This is a genomic window from Amorphoplanes friuliensis DSM 7358 (genome assembly GCF_000494755.1).
Lineage (GTDB): Bacteria > Actinomycetota > Actinomycetes > Mycobacteriales > Micromonosporaceae > Actinoplanes > Actinoplanes friuliensis.
This window is the reverse complement of sequence record NC_022657.1, coordinates 5,844,546-5,860,365: the sequence shown is the minus strand read 5'-3', so window position 1 is coordinate 5,860,365 and position 15,820 is coordinate 5,844,546. Positions and strand designations below refer to the sequence as shown.

General features: G+C 71.6%; 12 protein-coding genes. 5 read left to right on the top strand and 7 right to left on the bottom strand.

The features are described 5' to 3' along the window. Nucleotides 1–25: 25 nt before the first annotated feature. From hrpA to AFR_RS27125, 5 genes are all read left to right on the top strand, one after another. Nucleotides 26–3,949: an ATP-dependent RNA helicase HrpA gene (gene hrpA, locus AFR_RS27145; protein WP_023560002.1), complete on the top strand. Its 3,924-nt coding sequence runs from the start codon at nt 26–28 to the stop codon at nt 3,947–3,949. Nucleotides 3,950–4,004: 55 nt separating this feature from the next. Next, complete coding sequence (locus AFR_RS27140) at nt 4,005–6,314, top strand: EAL domain-containing protein (protein WP_023560001.1); 2,310 nt, start codon at nt 4,005–4,007, stop codon at nt 6,312–6,314. Between the two features lie 115 nt (nt 6,315–6,429). Beyond that, a complete protein-coding gene (locus tag AFR_RS27135; RefSeq protein WP_023560000.1) occupies nt 6,430–6,810 on the top strand; it encodes a DUF6401 family natural product biosynthesis protein in 381 nt (126 codons plus the stop codon). A gap of 67 nt (nt 6,811–6,877) precedes the next feature. Beyond that, nucleotides 6,878–7,609 (top strand): LamG-like jellyroll fold domain-containing protein, encoded by a 732-nt coding sequence (locus tag AFR_RS27130; RefSeq protein WP_023559999.1) that lies wholly within the window; start codon nt 6,878–6,880, stop codon nt 7,607–7,609. A 79-nt stretch (nt 7,610–7,688) separates the two neighbouring features. Continuing rightward, nucleotides 7,689–8,207: a GNAT family N-acetyltransferase gene (locus AFR_RS27125; protein WP_023559998.1), complete on the top strand. Its 519-nt coding sequence runs from the start codon at nt 7,689–7,691 to the stop codon at nt 8,205–8,207. 72 nt (nt 8,208–8,279) lie between these two features. Here AFR_RS27125 and AFR_RS27120 read toward each other — a convergent pair whose 3' ends face one another. The 7 genes from AFR_RS27120 to AFR_RS27095 form a co-directional block, all read right to left on the bottom strand. Beyond that, nucleotides 8,280–8,513, bottom strand: a complete 234-nt coding sequence (locus AFR_RS27120) for a hypothetical protein (protein WP_023559997.1) — start codon at nt 8,511–8,513, stop codon at nt 8,280–8,282. Nucleotides 8,514–8,669: 156 nt separating this feature from the next. Next, entirely contained in the window at nt 8,670–9,713 is a 1,044-nt protein-coding gene (locus AFR_RS27115) for a cobalamin B12-binding domain-containing protein (RefSeq protein WP_023364578.1), read from the bottom strand. Next, a complete protein-coding gene (locus tag AFR_RS27110; RefSeq protein ID WP_023364576.1) occupies nt 9,710–11,371 on the bottom strand; it encodes a PP2C family protein-serine/threonine phosphatase in 1,662 nt (553 codons plus the stop codon). Before AFR_RS27110 ends, AFR_RS27115 begins: the two co-directional genes overlap by 4 nt. A 54-nt stretch (nt 11,372–11,425) precedes the next feature. Then, entirely contained in the window at nt 11,426–12,229 is an 804-nt protein-coding gene (locus AFR_RS27105) for an exodeoxyribonuclease III (RefSeq protein WP_023364574.1), read from the bottom strand. A 25-nt stretch (nt 12,230–12,254) separates the two neighbouring features. Beyond that, complete coding sequence (locus tag AFR_RS46870) at nt 12,255–12,392, bottom strand: hypothetical protein (RefSeq protein WP_158510574.1); 138 nt, start codon at nt 12,390–12,392, stop codon at nt 12,255–12,257. A gap of 134 nt (nt 12,393–12,526) precedes the next feature. Beyond that, complete coding sequence (locus AFR_RS27100) at nt 12,527–14,818, bottom strand: putative bifunctional diguanylate cyclase/phosphodiesterase (protein WP_041842765.1); 2,292 nt, start codon at nt 14,816–14,818, stop codon at nt 12,527–12,529. 23 nt (nt 14,819–14,841) lie between these two features. Beyond that, a complete protein-coding gene (locus tag AFR_RS27095) occupies nt 14,842–15,699 on the bottom strand; it encodes a universal stress protein (RefSeq protein ID WP_023364568.1) in 858 nt (285 codons plus the stop codon). Nucleotides 15,700–15,820: the final 121 nt, after the last annotated feature.

Sequence of the window (15,820 nt, the reverse complement as noted above, 5' to 3'; positions counted from 1 at the left end):
CGGATCTGCCTATTGTTGACGCGCCATGTCTGTAACGCCCATCCAGGACCCCGCCGAGCTCCGCCGCCGCGCGTCCGACCTCCTTCCCCGCGACGAGCGCCGTCTCCAGCGCCGGATCGAGGGCACTCGCCGCATCCGCGACGAGCTCGCCCGCGCCGCCGTGCTCACCGAGATCGCCGCCGAGATCACCCAGGCCGAGCAGCGCCGTGAGGCGCGGCTGGCGAACGTCCCGCCGATCACCTATCCGGAAGAGCTGCCGGTCAGTCAGCGCCGCGACGACATCCTCGCCGCGATCCGCGACCACCAGGTCGTGGTGATCGCGGGCGAGACGGGCTCGGGCAAGACCACCCAGCTCCCGAAGATCTGCCTGGAGCTGGGCCGCGGTGTGCGCGGTCAGATCGGGCACACCCAGCCGCGGCGGATCGCCGCGCGCACGGTCGCCGAGCGCATCGCCGAGGAGCTCGGCACCCCGCTGGGGTCGACCGTCGGTTACAAGGTCCGCTTCACCGACCAGGTCACCGACGAGACCATGGTCAAGGTCATGACCGACGGCATCCTGCTCGCCGAGATCCAGAACGACCGGATGCTGCGCCGGTACGACACCCTGATCATCGACGAGGCGCACGAGCGCAGCCTCAACATCGACTTCATCCTCGGCTACCTCGCGCAGCTGCTGCCCCAGCGTCCCGACCTCAAGCTGATCATCACGTCGGCCACGATCGAGACCCAGCGGTTTGCCGAGCACTTCGCGGGTCCCGCCGGCCCGGCGCCGGTCATCGAGGTCTCGGGCCGGACCTATCCGGTCGAGGTCCGGTACCGCCCGCTGGTCGAGACGACCGGCGAGGAGGACGAGGAGTCCCGGGAGGAGCCGGTCGACCAGGTCGACGGCATCGCCGCCGCGGTCGACGAGCTCGGCGCCGAGAGCAGTGGCGACATCCTGGTCTTCCTCAGCGGCGAGCGGGAGATCCGCGACACCGCCGACGCCCTCAACCGCCGCGACCTGAAGAACACCGAGATCGTCCCGCTCTACGGCCGGCTCTCCGCGGCCGAGCAGCACAAGGTCTTCCAGCGGCACACCGGCCGCCGCGTCGTGCTGGCCACCAACGTCGCCGAGACGTCCCTGACGGTCCCCGGCATCCGGTACGTCATCGACCCCGGTACCGCCCGCATCTCGCGGTACAGCAGCCGGCTCAAGGTGCAGCGGCTGCCGATCGAGGCCGTCTCGCAGGCCAGCGCCAACCAGCGCAAGGGGCGCTGCGGGCGGACGTCGGACGGCATCTGCATCCGGCTCTACTCGGAGGAGGACTTCGAGTCGCGGCCGGCGTTCACCGAGCCGGAGATCCTGCGGACCAACCTCGCCAGCGTCATCCTGCAGATGACCAGTCTCGGCCTCGGCGATCTGGCCGCGTTCCCGTTCATCGACCCGCCGGACAAGCGCAACGTCACCGACGGTGTGAAGCTCCTGGAGGAGCTCGGCGCGCTGGAACAGCGCAAGCTGACCCCGATGGGCCGGCAGCTCGCCCAGCTGCCCGTCGACCCGCGGCTGGCCCGCATGGTCATCGAGGCGGACAAGCAGGACTGCCTGGCCGAGGTCATGGTCATCACCGCGGCGCTGTCCATCCAGGACCCGCGGGAGCGGCCCGCCGACAAACAGCAGCTCGCGGACGAGAAGCACGGCCGGTTCGCCGACAAGGAATCCGACTTCTTCAGCTACCTCAACCTCTGGCGGTACCTGAGGGAGAAGCAGCGCGAGCTGTCCGGCAACCAGTTCCGCCGTCTGTGCCGCAGTGAATACCTCAACTACCTGCGGGTCCGCGAGTGGCAGGACATCTACTCGCAGCTGCGGCAGGTCGCCCGTACGCTCGGGCTGACCCTCACCGAGCGTGACGAGCTCGCCGCGGGCCAGGCCGTGCACACGGCCATGCTGTCCGGTCTGCTCTCGCACATCGGCCTCAAGGACACCGACAAGCGTGAATACCTGGGTGCCCGGGGTGCCAAGTTCGCGATCTTCCCGGGCTCGGCGCTGTTCAGGAAACAACCGCGCTGGGTGATGTCGGCCGAGCTGGTCGAGACGTCGCGGCTCTGGGGCCGGGTGAACGCGCGCATCGAGCCGGAGTGGGCCGAGAAGCTCGCTCCGCACCTGGTCAAGCGCAGTTACAGCGAGCCGCACTGGGAGAAGAACCAGGGCGCCGTGATGGCGTACGAGAAGGTGACCCTCTACGGGCTGCCGATCGTGCCCCGGCGCAAGGTCGGTTACAGCAAGGTCGACCCGGCGATGTGCCGTGAGCTCTTCATCCGCCACGCGCTGGTCGAGGGCGACTGGGAGACCCACCACAAGTTCTTCGCCGAGAACACCAAGCTGCTGGCGCGCATCGAGGAGATCGAGAACAGGGCGCGGCGCCGCGACATCGCCGTCGACGACGAGACCGTGTACGCCCTCTACGACGCCCGCATCCCCGCCGACGTGGTCTCGGCCCGGCACTTCGACGCCTGGTGGAAGAAGGCCCGCCACGACGACCCGAACCTGCTCACCTTCACCCGTGAGCTGCTGGTCAACGCGGGCCGCGACGCCGTCGACCCGGGCGCGTACCCGGACGCCTGGCTCGCCGACGGCGTCCGCCTGCCGCTGAGCTACCAGTTCGAGCCGGGCGCGGCCGCCGACGGTGTGACCGTGCAGGTGCCGCTGGCGCTGCTCAACAAGCTCGACGCCGACGACTTCGGCTGGTCGGTGCCCGGCCTGCGCAAGGAGGTCGTGGTGGCGCTGATCCGGGCGCTGCCCAAGCACCTGCGGACCAGCTTCGTGCCCGTGCCGGACTGGGCGGAGGCCGTGCTGAGCCGGGTGCCCGCCCGCCGGGGTTCGCTGCCCGACGCGGTCGGCGGTGAGCTGCGCCGGCTGACCGGCACGATGGTGCCGCGGGACGCCTGGCGTCCCGACCAGGTGCCCGACCACCTCAAGATGAACTTCCGGGTGGTCAACGAGGACGGCGCGGTGGTCGGTCAGGGCCGCGACCTCGACGTGCTGCGTGCGAGTCTCGCGCCCAAGGTGCAGGCGACCATCTCGGCCGCCGCCGGTGCCATCGAGCGCCGCGGCATCACGACGAACGACTTCGGCACCCTGCCGCGCTCGGTCGCCCAGGTCCGCGGTGGGTACGAGGTCACGGTCTATCCGGCGCTGACCGACGAGAAGGACAGTGTGGCCGTCCGCGTCTTCGAGACGGAGGCCGAGCAGCGTGAGGCGATGCGGGCCGGCACCCGGCGTCTGCTGATGCTCACCCTGCCGCCGGCGGCCCGGTTCCTGCAGGGCCGCCTCGACAACCGCGCCAAGCTGGAGCTGTCCCGCGGCAACCCGTACAAGTCGATCGCCGATCTGCTGGACGACTGCGCGGGTGCGGCCGTCGACAAGCTGGTTGCCGACGCGGGTGGTCCGGCCTGGTCCAAGGAGGCTTTTGCCCAGCTGCGCGACGAGGTCCGCGCCGACCTGGTCGACGCCGTCGCCAACGTCGTCACGCAGGTGCGGGCGGTGCTCGCCACGGCGTACGAGGTGGATCAGCGGCTGGCCGGCACCCGCGACCCGTCCCTGGTGCCGGCGCTGGCCGACATCCGGCAGCAGCTCAAGGGCCTGGTCCATCCGGGGTTCGTCACCGAGACCGGCTGGAAGCAGATGCATCACCTGCCGCGGTATCTCCGCGGCATCATGCACCGGCTGGACCGGCTCGGCGGCACCCTGGCCCGGGACCGGCAGCTGATGGCGCAGATCCACGAGATCGAGCAGGAGTACCGCGAGCTGCGGGCCGAGCTGCCCGCCGGTGGACCGGCCGACGAGGGGCTGCGGGAGATCCGCTGGATGATCGAGGAGTTGCGGATCAACTTCTTCGCCCAGGCCCTCGGTACCGCGTACCCCGTTTCGGACAAACGCATCTACAAGGCCATGGACCAACTGCCCGCGTAGCACCTTCTGTCCGGTTCCGGCCACTCTTGTCGGGCTTCCATGCGACCGTGGTCGGGTGGGGATCGTTGCTGAGTCCGGACGCCCCTGGTGGCGCTGGTACCTCGGCGCCACCGGGGCGCTCGTGATCGTCACGCCCCTGCTGCCGACGCACGGCCTGCGGGTCGTCATGCAGCTGCTGGGCAGCACGGCGGTCATCGCGGCGCTGGTGGCGGGCATCCGGCTGAACCGGCCGCGGCACGTTCTGCCGTGGCGGATCCTGCTGGGCTCCGTGATCTTCACCGTGGTCGCCAACGTGACCTGGCCGGTGCTCCGGGCCGCCGGGATCATCGGTGCGTCGCCGGCCGTCGACCTGCTCTACTACACGACCTATCCGGTGCTCGCCGTCGCGCTGGCGCTGCTCCCGGTCCACGGCCGGCCGGGGTTGAACTTTGCCGGCTACACCGAGGCCGGCATCATCACCAGCGGCGCCGCGGTGGTCTGGTGGACGCTGCTCGTCGACCCGCTGGTGATCGACACGAACCACACGCCGGAGCAGCTGCACGTCGTCGTGTACCCGATGCTCGACATGGTGATCTTCGCTCTCGGCCTGCGGCTGCTGCTGGTCGGCGGGACGGCCTCGGTGACCTACCGCCTGATCGCGGGGGCGACCGGCGCGCTGCTGATCGCCGACACCGCGATGTTCGTCGTGTCGGTCGCCGGCGGGCAACCGCCCGTGGTCAGCATCGTCTGCTGGCTGGTCGCCAACGCCCTGCTCGGCGCCGCGGCCCTGCATCCCTCGATGGCACACACGGCGACCGAGCCGGCGGACGACCTGCCCGAGGACATCGGCACCGCCCGGATCTACATCGTCACGGTGGTGGCGACCCCGATCATGACGGCGATCTACCTGCTGCACGAGAGCTGGAACAGCCGGGTGGCACCGGCGGACATCATCGTGCCTGTCGGGGCGACAGCACTGACCGCGGCGCTGGTGGTGGCCCGGATGCGCCAATTGAACGTGCTGTCCCGCCGGCGTGCCGTCGCGCTGCAGGCCTCCCTCGACAGCGAGGCGCGCCTGCAACAGGAGTTGCGTGAGCGGGCCCAGCACGACCTGCTGACGGGTCTGCCGAACAGGTCGCTGCTGTACGACCGCATCACCTCGGCGCTGGCCCGCGAGATCCCCGGCGCCCTCTTTGTGCTCGACCTCGACGACTTCAAGGAGGTCAACGACCGGTTCGGGCACGCGATGGGCGACGACCTGCTGCTCGCGGTGGCGGCCCGGCTCCGCGAGATCCTCGGCGAGCGGGGCCTGCTGGCCCGGCTGGACAGCGACGAGTTCGCGGTGCTGCTGACCGGTGTCGAACCGGAGCAGGTCGAGGCGTGCGCGCACGAGGTGCTCGTGGCGATGCGCCGCCCGGTCGAGGTCCAGGGGCACGAACTCTTCGCCACGGCCAGCGTGGGCCTGCGCCGTCTGAGGCCGGACCTCCTGACGGCCGACATCCTGCGTGACGCGTACCTGGCCCTGCACTCGGCCAAGGCGGCGGGCCGCGACCAGTTGGCGACCTTCGACCGCAACCTGCGCGAACAGCGCCGGGCGACGGCCGCCACGGTCGAACGCCTCCGCGGCGCCGTCGCCCGCGACGAACTGCTGGTCCACTACCAGCCGCTGGTCCGGCTGGCCGACGAGCACCTGGTCGGCGTGGAGGCCCTGATCCGCTGGCAGCCGGCGGGACAGCAGATGATCCCGCCGGACCAGTTCATCCCCTCGGCGGAGGACAGCGGCCTCATCGTCCCGATCGGCGCCTGGGTGCTGCGCCGCTCGTGCGAGGTGGTGTCCGAGTGGCACCGGCGTCACGGCGCTGTCGTCTCGGTCAACGTGTCGCCCCGCCAGCTGCGCGAACCCGACTTCGCCACCCAGGTCCTGGACGCGTTGAAGGCCTCCGCGCTGCCGCCCGCCGCGCTGATCCTGGAGATCACCGAGGGTGTCCTGGTCAACTCCGGGGTGGTCACCGAGCAGGCGATCCGGCACCTCACGACACTGCGGGAGCAGGGTGTGCGGGTCGCCGTCGACGACTTCGGCACGGGTTACTCGTCCCTGGCCTACCTGCGCGACCTCCCGATCGACCACATCAAGATCGACAAATCCTTCATGCCGGCCCCCGGTACGCCCGACCCGGCCGCCCGCACCATGGTCAAGGCGATCATCGACCTGGCCTCCGGGCTGGAACTGGGCACCATCGCCGAAGGTGTCGAGACCCGCGAACAGGTCGAGCTGCTGCGGGAGCTGGGGTGCGAACGCGCGCAGGGCTACTACTTCGCGCGTCCGCTGCCCGAGGCCGAGGCCGCCGAGCTGCTGGCCCGCGCCGGGCGCAGCGCCCACGTCTGAATTCTGTCCCCTTCCGAGCGGTTTCACCGGCGCCGGGGTGCGTGGCGGGGAGCGGTCGGGTGCCGTTCGGTTACCTGGCTGTCAACCGGTGACGCGAGGCCCTAGCGTCCTTCCCATGACGAACGAATTCCTGGCCTTCGCCCCGATTTCCACCGCTCCCGCCGTCGACCCGGCCCGCGCGCTGCTGGACGAGATGATGGCACGGGTCGGCGTCGACGGCCTCGCCGCCGCCCTCGGCGACACGGGCCTGCTGGCCCAGGTCGACCAGCACGCCGCGGCTGTCCGCGACGCGCTCATGCACGCCGGCCGTGAGGTCGACGCCGAGGGGCTGGCCGCGTACGCCAAGTCCATCGCCGCCGCCGCCGAGCGGATGGGCCGCCCGGTGCCGCAGCCGGGTCACGCGTACCTGTCGGGTCCGGCCTGGCTGGCGGCCGAGTGGCACCTGATGCGCCTGGTGGCCGTCTGCATGATCGCCGAGTCGGCCGGTCTGCTCTGACCGGATCAGCCGAAACGCTGAACCCGCCGTTTTGGCATTGAAGCGATACTTACGTACCTTTTGTACTATGCGTCTCATCGTCCTCACCGTGGCCACCGCCCTGGCGTTCACGGCCACACCCGCCCTCGCCGCACCCGTCGCCGCTCCGGCACCGGTCACCGTCGCCCGGTACAGCTTCGACGGGGGAGTGGGCGCAACCGGCCGGATCGCGGACCTCTCCGGCAAGGGACCCGCCCTCACCGTCCGGACCGCCGACCGGGGCCGGGTCAACTTCAACGGCACCACCGCCGACAAGTACGCGTCCTTCCCGGCCGTCTGCACCACCGGTGCGGCGACCTGCCCCCGAGCCCTCCTCGAAGGCACGGACGACGCCGACCTCGACCCGGGCACCCGGATGTTCCGCTGGGGCGCCTCGGTACGCCTGACCAAGGCCCAGGTCGTCCGCTCCTCGAACGTCGTCCAGAAGGGCGTCGTGGACACCGAGAGCCAGTGGAAGATGCAGGTCGGCGCCAACCAGGGCAAGGCCAGCTGCGTGGTGGTCGGCCAGGGCTCCGCCCAGATCTACCTGGTCCGCTCCAGCATCGGCGTCGCCGACAACGCCTGGCACGACATCATGTGCCAGCGCTCCGGCGCGGTCCTCTCCGTCTACGTCGACGGCACCCAGCGCGGCAGCGTCGCGATCCCGGCGACGGTCTCGATCGCGAACAACAAGCCGCTGCGCATCGGCGGCCCCAACTTCAACACCAAGAGCGACATGTACCACGGCCTCCTCGACGACGTGTACGCCCGCCTCGGCTGACCGGAGATCCTCGGCAACGGCAAAGGCCGGAACCTCTGGCGGGGGTTCCGGCCTTGCCGTTGCTGCCAAGCTGCGGGGCATGGATGTTCGTCTCGAACCCTGGTCGGAATTCGCGCTCGACCTCCTGCGCCGGATCAACACACCGCGGATGCGCCGGCACGTCGGCGGTCCCGAGCCGGAGGACCTGTTGCTCGCCCGGCACCGCCGCTACCTGGAGATGCCGGCGGCCGGTCGCGGCTGCATGTTCGCCGTCCTGCTGGGCGGCGAGATGGTCGGCAGCATCGCCTACCACCGGCGCGACTGGCAGGGCGAGCAGATCTACGAGACCGGCTGGAACGTCCTGCCGGCGTACCAGGGCCGAGGTGTCGCCGTGGCCGCCGGTACCGCCCTGATCGCCACCGTCCGTGAGCTGGCCCGCCGGCCCGGCGCGCCGCACAGCCTGCATGCGTTCCCGTCTGTCGAGAACGCCTCCTCCAACGCACTGTGCCGCCGCCTCGGCTTCGATCTCCGCGGCCCCTGCGATTTCGAGTACCCGCCGGGCAGCGGTCTCGTGATGCGCAGCAACGACTGGCACATCGACCTCACCGGACCCGGCTGATCGCCCGGCGTCGCGTTGCCGGCCCGGGCCACGGCACGGGTGTGTCGCGGCCCGGACCTGGTGGTCGGCGGCCTAGCTGCGGCGGAAGGCGTAGGAACGGCCGGAGCCGCCCGGAGCGCGGCCGGCACGATCCCGTTCCGAGCGCTGGCGCGCTGCGAGCCGGGCGTCGCCTGCGCCGTGGTGCGTGGCTGTCGTGACGGTGTCCGTCGGCTGGTCCGGGGTGCCGGCATTCAACTGCGGCACCGCCACGGCCAGGTCCTGGCGGGCAAGGTCGTCGCGGTCGACGTGGATTGTGAAGTCAGGCATGGTGCGACCTCCTCGAAATGACGAGGCGAGCAAGAGACAAGTCGGATGAAGTCCGCGCGCAAGGAACGGCGCGCCCAGATGCAGTGGGCCTGAAAAGGCTGCGTCAGGAGATCATGCCGACACGGTAAGCCCGCGGCCGCGGACCGCGCGACCGAATTACGGCCGGAGTTTCGCCACGCCCGCGTCGATGACCGCGATGGCCGCGGGATAGTCGCGGAGCTGGTCGCGGACCAGCATCAGACCGATCTGGAGCGCCACCGGCGGCACCTCGCGCGCTTCGAGCACCGCGGACGTCCACTGGACGAAGTCGGTGAAGATCTGCGCGTCGTCGACGTAGAGGGCGGCGGCGAGGAAGTCGACCACGTGGCCGAGGTCCTCGGCCGTCGCGTCGTGCTGACGCTGGTCGTACCCGCTGACCGGCGGATACGCCGCCGCGAGCCGGACCAGTGCCGTGCTCACCAGATCACCCCGGTGGCGCACGACGTACGTGTATTCGTCGTCGCCGAGGAACGCCGTCTCGTACGGGTCGCCGATGCGCGGGGGCCAGTCACCGTTGAGCCGGTCCAGGGCTTCCTGGGCGCCGGCGGCCCAGGCGTCGGTGCCGAGTTTGACCGCCCAGCGGCCGTCCGGGCCGAAGCCGCGTCCTCCGGCGATCACCGGCACGCCGACCGAGCGGCAGGCGGTGATCGCGGCGTGCGCCCGGGGCAACCGGGTCGCGATCATGCAGCTCAGCGCCACGGCGTCGGGGCCGGTCTGGTGGAGGTGGGTGACGAGGTGGGTGCCGGGGACGTTCGCGCCGAGGAAGTCGACGCGCCAGCCGTCGAGGCGCAGCATCTCGCCGAGGATGCGGACGGGCAGGGCGTGCCATTCGCCGTCGACGCAGGCGACGGTGATCCGGCCGCGGGTCGGGCGGACGGACGAGCGGGCGGCGACGGCCGCGAGGGCGCGTTCGCTGATCGCCGTCGCGGCGTGCTCGCGGGCGATGGACCACTCGTTGGCCGCCCACAGCTCACCGACGCGGCCCTGGGTGCGGGCGATGAGGTCGAGCATGACCCGCTGCGGGGGTGTGCCGTTCTCGAGGAGCTCGTTGACCACCTCGACGGCGCCGTACTCGTCGCCGTCGCCGACCAGGCGCAGGTATTCCTCGCCGAGCCCGGGGTCGTCGAGCGAGCGCGGTGGTGTCGTGGTGAAAACCGTCATGAGCGGCGGCGGCCCCTCCGGGTGGCGTCGATCGCAAACGGGGAGGCGCTGGTCCCACCGGTTTCCATGAGACTCAGCTTGGTGCGGGCCGGTGCGCGGACCGCGAGCATCGCGATGTCGTCGCGGACCCCGCCGTGCACCCAGTCGGAGACGAGCTGGCGGACCCGTTCGACCGCCGCCGCGCCCGGCATGCCCTGACAGCTGGCCAGGGCGTCACGCAGGCGGGTCTCGCCGTACTGCTCGTTGCCGGTGGCACCGCCGCGGGCCTCGGTCAGGCCGTCGCTGTACATCAGGCAGAGCTCGCCGGGCGCCAGCTCGATCGTCGCCGGCCGCACCAGGATCTGGGGCACCACGCCGATCAGGGTGCCGGTCACCGGGACCGCCTCGACGGTCCCGTCGGCGCGCAGCACCAGGGGAGCGGGGTGACCGCCCGTCGCCAGCTCGAGCCGCACGCGGCCGTGCTCGGAGCGGCTGATCGCGCCGACGACCAGGGTGACGAAGCGGTGCTGGCGGCTGGAGCCGAGCAGCGCGCGGTTGAGCACGGTCAGCATCGCGGCCGGGTCGGAGCCGACCAGGCGCAGGGCCCGCAGCGTCTGCCGGACCTTGCCGGTCAGCACGGCCGCCTCGGGACCCTTGCCACAGACGTCACCGAGCGCGATGACCGTCTCGGGGCTCTCCTCGGTCGGGCCGAACACGTCGTAGAAGTCGCCGCCGATGCGCAGGGCGTCCTTGGCGGCCTGGTAGGAGCCGACCAGCTCCACACCCTCGGGCTGGGGCAGCTCCGGCGGCAGCAGGTCGGCCTGCAGGATCGCGGTGGTGTCGACCTGCTCGCGGTAGAGCGCCGCGGCCGAGACAGCCGCACCCGCGCGGGCCGCGAAGATCCGGGCCAGCATCTCGTCCTCGGCGGAGAAGACCGCGTCGGGGCCGCGGCGGGCCAGGACCAGCGCACCGGCCGGCTCGGCGTTGCCGGGCAGCGGCGTCACCAGCAGCGCACCGACCGGGCCGAAACCCTCGGGGAGCAGCCATGCGGGCACCTGGGAGGCGTCCAGCCAGCGGCTCGGGATCGGCGGGAAACCGCCCAGCGCTTCCTCCAGGCCGGGCACCTCACCCAGCACCTTGTCGCGCAGGGTGCCTTCCTCGGCCGCCTCGCCCTGGACCAGGCGCACCCACTCGCTCTGCCGGTGGCGCGTCGGGAGGACGACCACGGCGGCGTCGGCGAGGTGGGCCACGGCCAGCTCGACGGTCGTCCGGACACAGCGGCGCTGATGCAGCGACGAGGAGAGCCGGCGGCCGGCCTCGGCGAGGAAAGCTGTCCGCGCCTGCTCGGCCTCGTGCGCCTCGGCGCGCCGGATCTCCTCGGTGATGTCCCGCAGGTACCACGCGTAGTGATCGGCGTCGAGAGCTTGCCGGCGGCCGTGCAGGTGGCGTTCCGCGACCTCGTCCGTGAACGAGTCGGCCTGCTCGGCCGTGGCGCGGGCGAGAGCTCCGCCGGTCGCGACGAGACCCGGCAGCAGTTCGGTCGCCGCGGCGTTGGCCAGCAGGATCGTGTCGTCAGAGGCCCGGCACAGCAGCACGGCCTCGGCGGACGCGTCGAGTGCCGCGCGCAGCAGGGCAGGCGCCGGTGCCAGAAGTGGCGTCACCGGTGTCCGGAGGTCCATCCGTTCCCCTCTTCGTCGCCCGCCGTCAGAAGCCGATCCAAGCCAGCCTACGCGCTAGGCCGGAATCCGGCCCGGCTCGGACGGGGGAACGGGCGCGTCGGTGTCCACCACGATCGGGGCATGGTCGGACGGTCCCTTGCCCTTGCGGGCCTCCCTGTCGACCACGGCGTCGCGCACCGTGGCGGCCACGTCGGGGGTGGCGTAGACCAGGTCGATCCGCATGCCCTTGTTCTGGTGGAACATCCCGGCACGGTAGTCCCAGTACGTGAAGGGGTGATCACCCTTGAGCGGGCGGGGGACCACGTCGACCAGGCCCAGGTCACGCAGGGCGGCCAGGGCGTCGCGCTCGGGCGGGGTGACGTGCGTCGACGCGGCGAACAGGGCGGGGTCCCAGACGTCGTCGTCGGTCGGCGCGACGTTGAAGTCGCCCGTCACGACCGCCGGTCCCTCCTGCGCGGCCAGAGCCGTCCTCAGCGCGGCGAACCAGGCCAGCTTGTACGTGTAGTGCGGGTCGTCCGGCGTGCGCCCGTTCGGCACGTACACGGAGGTGAAGCGGATGCCGCCGCAGGTGGCGCTGATCGCGCGCGCCTCGGGGTCGGGGAAGCCGGGCTCACCGTCGAAGCCGTGGCGCACGTCCTCGAGGCCGATCCGGGAGAGAACGGCGACACCGTTCCAGCGGCCCTGGCCGTACGAGGCGGTCTGATATCCGAGGTCGGCGACCTCCGTGGCGGGGAAACCGTCGGCCGCGACCTTGGTCTCCTGCAGGCAGAGCACGTCAGGCTTGGTCTGGTCCAGCCACTCCAGCAGCCGGGGCAGGCGGGCCTTGACCGAGTTGACGTTCCAGGTGGCGAAGCGCATCCCACCAGCTTGCCACCTGTGGGGGTCAGTGCTCCGGAGTGCGGTGCTCGGCGTCCATCCGCGTGGCGGCCAGCAGCGCACCTGCGAGGCCCGAGGCCAGTACGAGCAGAACGGCCACGAGCCAGATCACGGAACCCTCGGATCCGATCAGCGTCGTCATCATGTGTCGCCTCCTCCGGTCTCAGTCATCGGCCGCGGATTCCCCCAGTGGAGGGTTCCGGGCCGAGCGAATAATGCCGGACTTGTCGCCGTGACGCCAGAGGTGGGCGAGACGATTGTCACCCTGTGGGGAACGGGTCAGGTGTTGCGGGCACCGAGGCGCTCGGCCCCGGACGCGTGCTGACGTGCGCTCCAGTGGCTCGCGAAGTCGCCGGCCGGGACGCCCGGTCCCCAGAGCCAGCCCTGGCCCTGGGTGACACCGACGGCGGCGAGCGCGTCACGCTGCACACGGGTCTCGACACCCTCCGCGACGATGCTCAGGCCGAGGGCCCGGCCCATGGCGACCACCGCGCGCACGATCTCCTCGTCCTCACCGCCTTCGCCGAGCCCGGAGACGAACGACCGGTCGATCTTCACGCCGGTCACCGGGAACTTGCGCAGGTAGCCCAGCGCCGAGAAGCCGGTGCCGAAGTCGTCGACGAGCAGCTGGACCCCGAGCTCGCGAAGCTCGAAGAGCACCTTGGCGGTGACACTGCCGCCGTCGGCCATCACCGACTCGGTCATCTCCAGCGCCACCGCCGACGCCGGTACGCCGTGGGTCATCAGCTCGCCGGAGACGACCATCGGCAGCTCGGCCTGGCTCAGCTGGCGGGGCGAGACGTTGATCGAGAGGTAGAAGTCGGCGCCGACCGTCCCGTCCGCACGCCACCGCGACAGCTGCCCCAGCGCCTCGTTGCGGACCCAGTCGCCCAGCGGGCCGATCAGCCCGGCGTCCTCGGCGACCGGGACGAAGGTCATCGGCGGGATCGGGCCGCGTTCCGGGTGGTTCCAGCGCACCAGGGCCTCGGCGCCGACCGGCCGGCCCGTCTCCATCCGCACGATCGGCTGGTAGACGACGCTGAGCTGGTTCTCGGCCAGCGCGGTCCGCAGGGCCCCCTCGAGCTCGATGCGCTCGCGGACCCGGTCGTGCATCGAGGTGTCGAAGATGGTCGCGCGGCCCGGGCCCTCGGCCTTGGAGCGGTACATCGCCGTGTCGGCGTCGCGCTGCAGCGCCTCGGCCGTGACCGCGGGGGTGCCGTCACCCGGGGCGTGCGCGATGCCGATGGAAGCGCTGATGACGACCTCGGTGTCACGGACCGGCAGCGGCCGCGCGAAGCACCGGTGGATGTCCTCCACCAGCCGCAGCGCAGCCTGCTCGTCGCCGACGGACGCGATCAGGAACTCGTCGCCGCCGACCCGGGCCAGCATCGTGCCCGCCGGGACCGCCGACCGCAGCCGCAGCGCGACCTCGATGACCAGCTGGTCGCCGGTGTCGTGACCCCAGGAGTCGTTGACCCACTTGAACCCGTCGAGGTCGAGGAAGTAGACCCAGACCCGCCGGGTGCCCTCCGGCGGTGTCGCGGCGAGCAGCCGTTCGATCTCCGCGGAGATCATCCGGCGGTTCGGGAGCCCGGTCAGCGGGTCGTGCATGGCCTGGTGCTCGGAGTGCAGCTGCGCCGCGACCTGCGCCTGCACGGCCGAGACGGCCCGCAGCAGCAGGAGCGCGACGATGGCGATGCCGCAGGCGCCGATCAGCATGCGGTATTCGACCGACCGGCCACCGACCGTCACCAGCAGCACGAACGGTGTGATCACGGACGGCACGAGCAGGAGCATCCGGCGCCAGGACCAGGCCTGGACCGGATGGCGGGCCGCGCGGCCCAGCTCCACCACCGACGGGTGCAGGGCCGAGACCCCGAGCAACGTGTACGCCAGCAGAAAAGGCACGTCCAGCAGCGGCGACGCGTAGGTCCGCCCGGAGACGCCGATGATGGCGTACGCGAGGTCACCGACGACCATCAGCGCCATGCCGGCCACCAACGCCGCCAGGCTCACGGGCCACGTACGCGCGGTGAAGGTGAGGTTGATGCCCAGCGCGAGCAGCACCACGTCGAAGAGCGGGTAGAGGCCGGCCAGCACCGAGACGAGCTGCGGGCGCCCCTCGATCGCCGCCGCCGGAGCGGCCAGCAGCAGTGCACTGGCGAGCCCGCCGGCCAGGCACACCATCAGCCCGTCGAGCAGGGCGTGGCGTTCGATGCTCCCGCGCGCCCGCAGCAGCATGACGAAGAAGAGGCCCAGGAGGACGTACCCGGGGATCGTGAAAGCGTCGGCGAGCAGCGGCCGGCTCTCGACCGCGGGCCGGACCACGACGCCGACCAGGAAGAAGATGCCGGCGGCGCCCATGAACGGCCACGCCTTGCGGGGCTCGGCCCGGAAGCGGCGCGGAGCGGCGAACAGCGCCCAGACGGTGCCGATGCCGATCACGGCGAAGGCGGCCGTGCTGACCGCGGCGCCGAGATTGACCGTGTAGAGGACGGTGGCGAGGACACCGGCCACCCCGAAGAGCAGCCACCACCGCCGACCCCGCGTCGACGGAGCTGTGGTCAGCACCGTCATCTCCCCCTGGCAGTCCGTCAGCTCATCAGCGCTCCCGCCGATCGCACCGTACCCGCCACCGGCGTCACCCCGGCAGGGGTTCCGTGGACAAACACGGTCGGGCACGCACACCGGCGCAGCAACTGCTGGGCCACGCCACCCAGCAACGTGCCGCCACCGGCGCCGCGCGGTCCCACGATCATCATGCGGGCTCGGCGGGACGCGCGTACGAGAGTCGCCGCAGGTTCTCCGATCAGCAGGCTGGTGCGCACGGGCCAGGACCCCGGCAGGGTGGCCACCGCGGTGTCGAGCAGCAGCTGACCGGCAGCCCGGCGGGCCTCGGTCTCCACCACGTGCAGCACCTCCAGAGCGGTGCCGCGCCGCTCGGCCTCGGCCGCGGCGACGCGCAGCGCGAGCAGCGAGGTGGGGGAGCCGTCGACTGCCGTCATCAGGGGCCCCGCCGGCGGGCGGACACCCCGGGCCACGAAGACCGGGCGGCGCGACCGCGAGGCCACCTGCACCAGCACCGAGTCGACGGGCAGGCGCGGGGTGCTCGCGAGGTCGTCGTCGGCCAGCACGAGCAGCTCGGCATTACGGCTCAACCGCAGCAACTCCCGCACCGGCAGCCCGTCCAGCACCAGACCCTCGACCCGGACGCCGGGAACGGTGCGAGTCGCGGTGCCGACCGCTTCCGCGACGATCTCGCTCGCCTCGTGACGCGCCTGCGCCCAGTCCGGTGCGTCGGCGGACCCGGCGCCCGGCCCGGTGAACACGTGCACGACCCGGAGCGGGTGGCCCCGGGCCATCGCCTCCCGGGCGGCCAGACGGGTCGCGGCAAGACCCGCCGCGGTGCCGTTGACACCCACGACGACAGGAGCAGGGCCCGGAATCTGCATCGGTTCACCACCTCCGCACCGCGACGACGCGGTTACACCGACCATTATCTATGGTGTGTACGGCGATGGCGGTCGTGATCAATCCCTCAGCGGTCGACCGCTTGATGACCCGTTCAGGTTG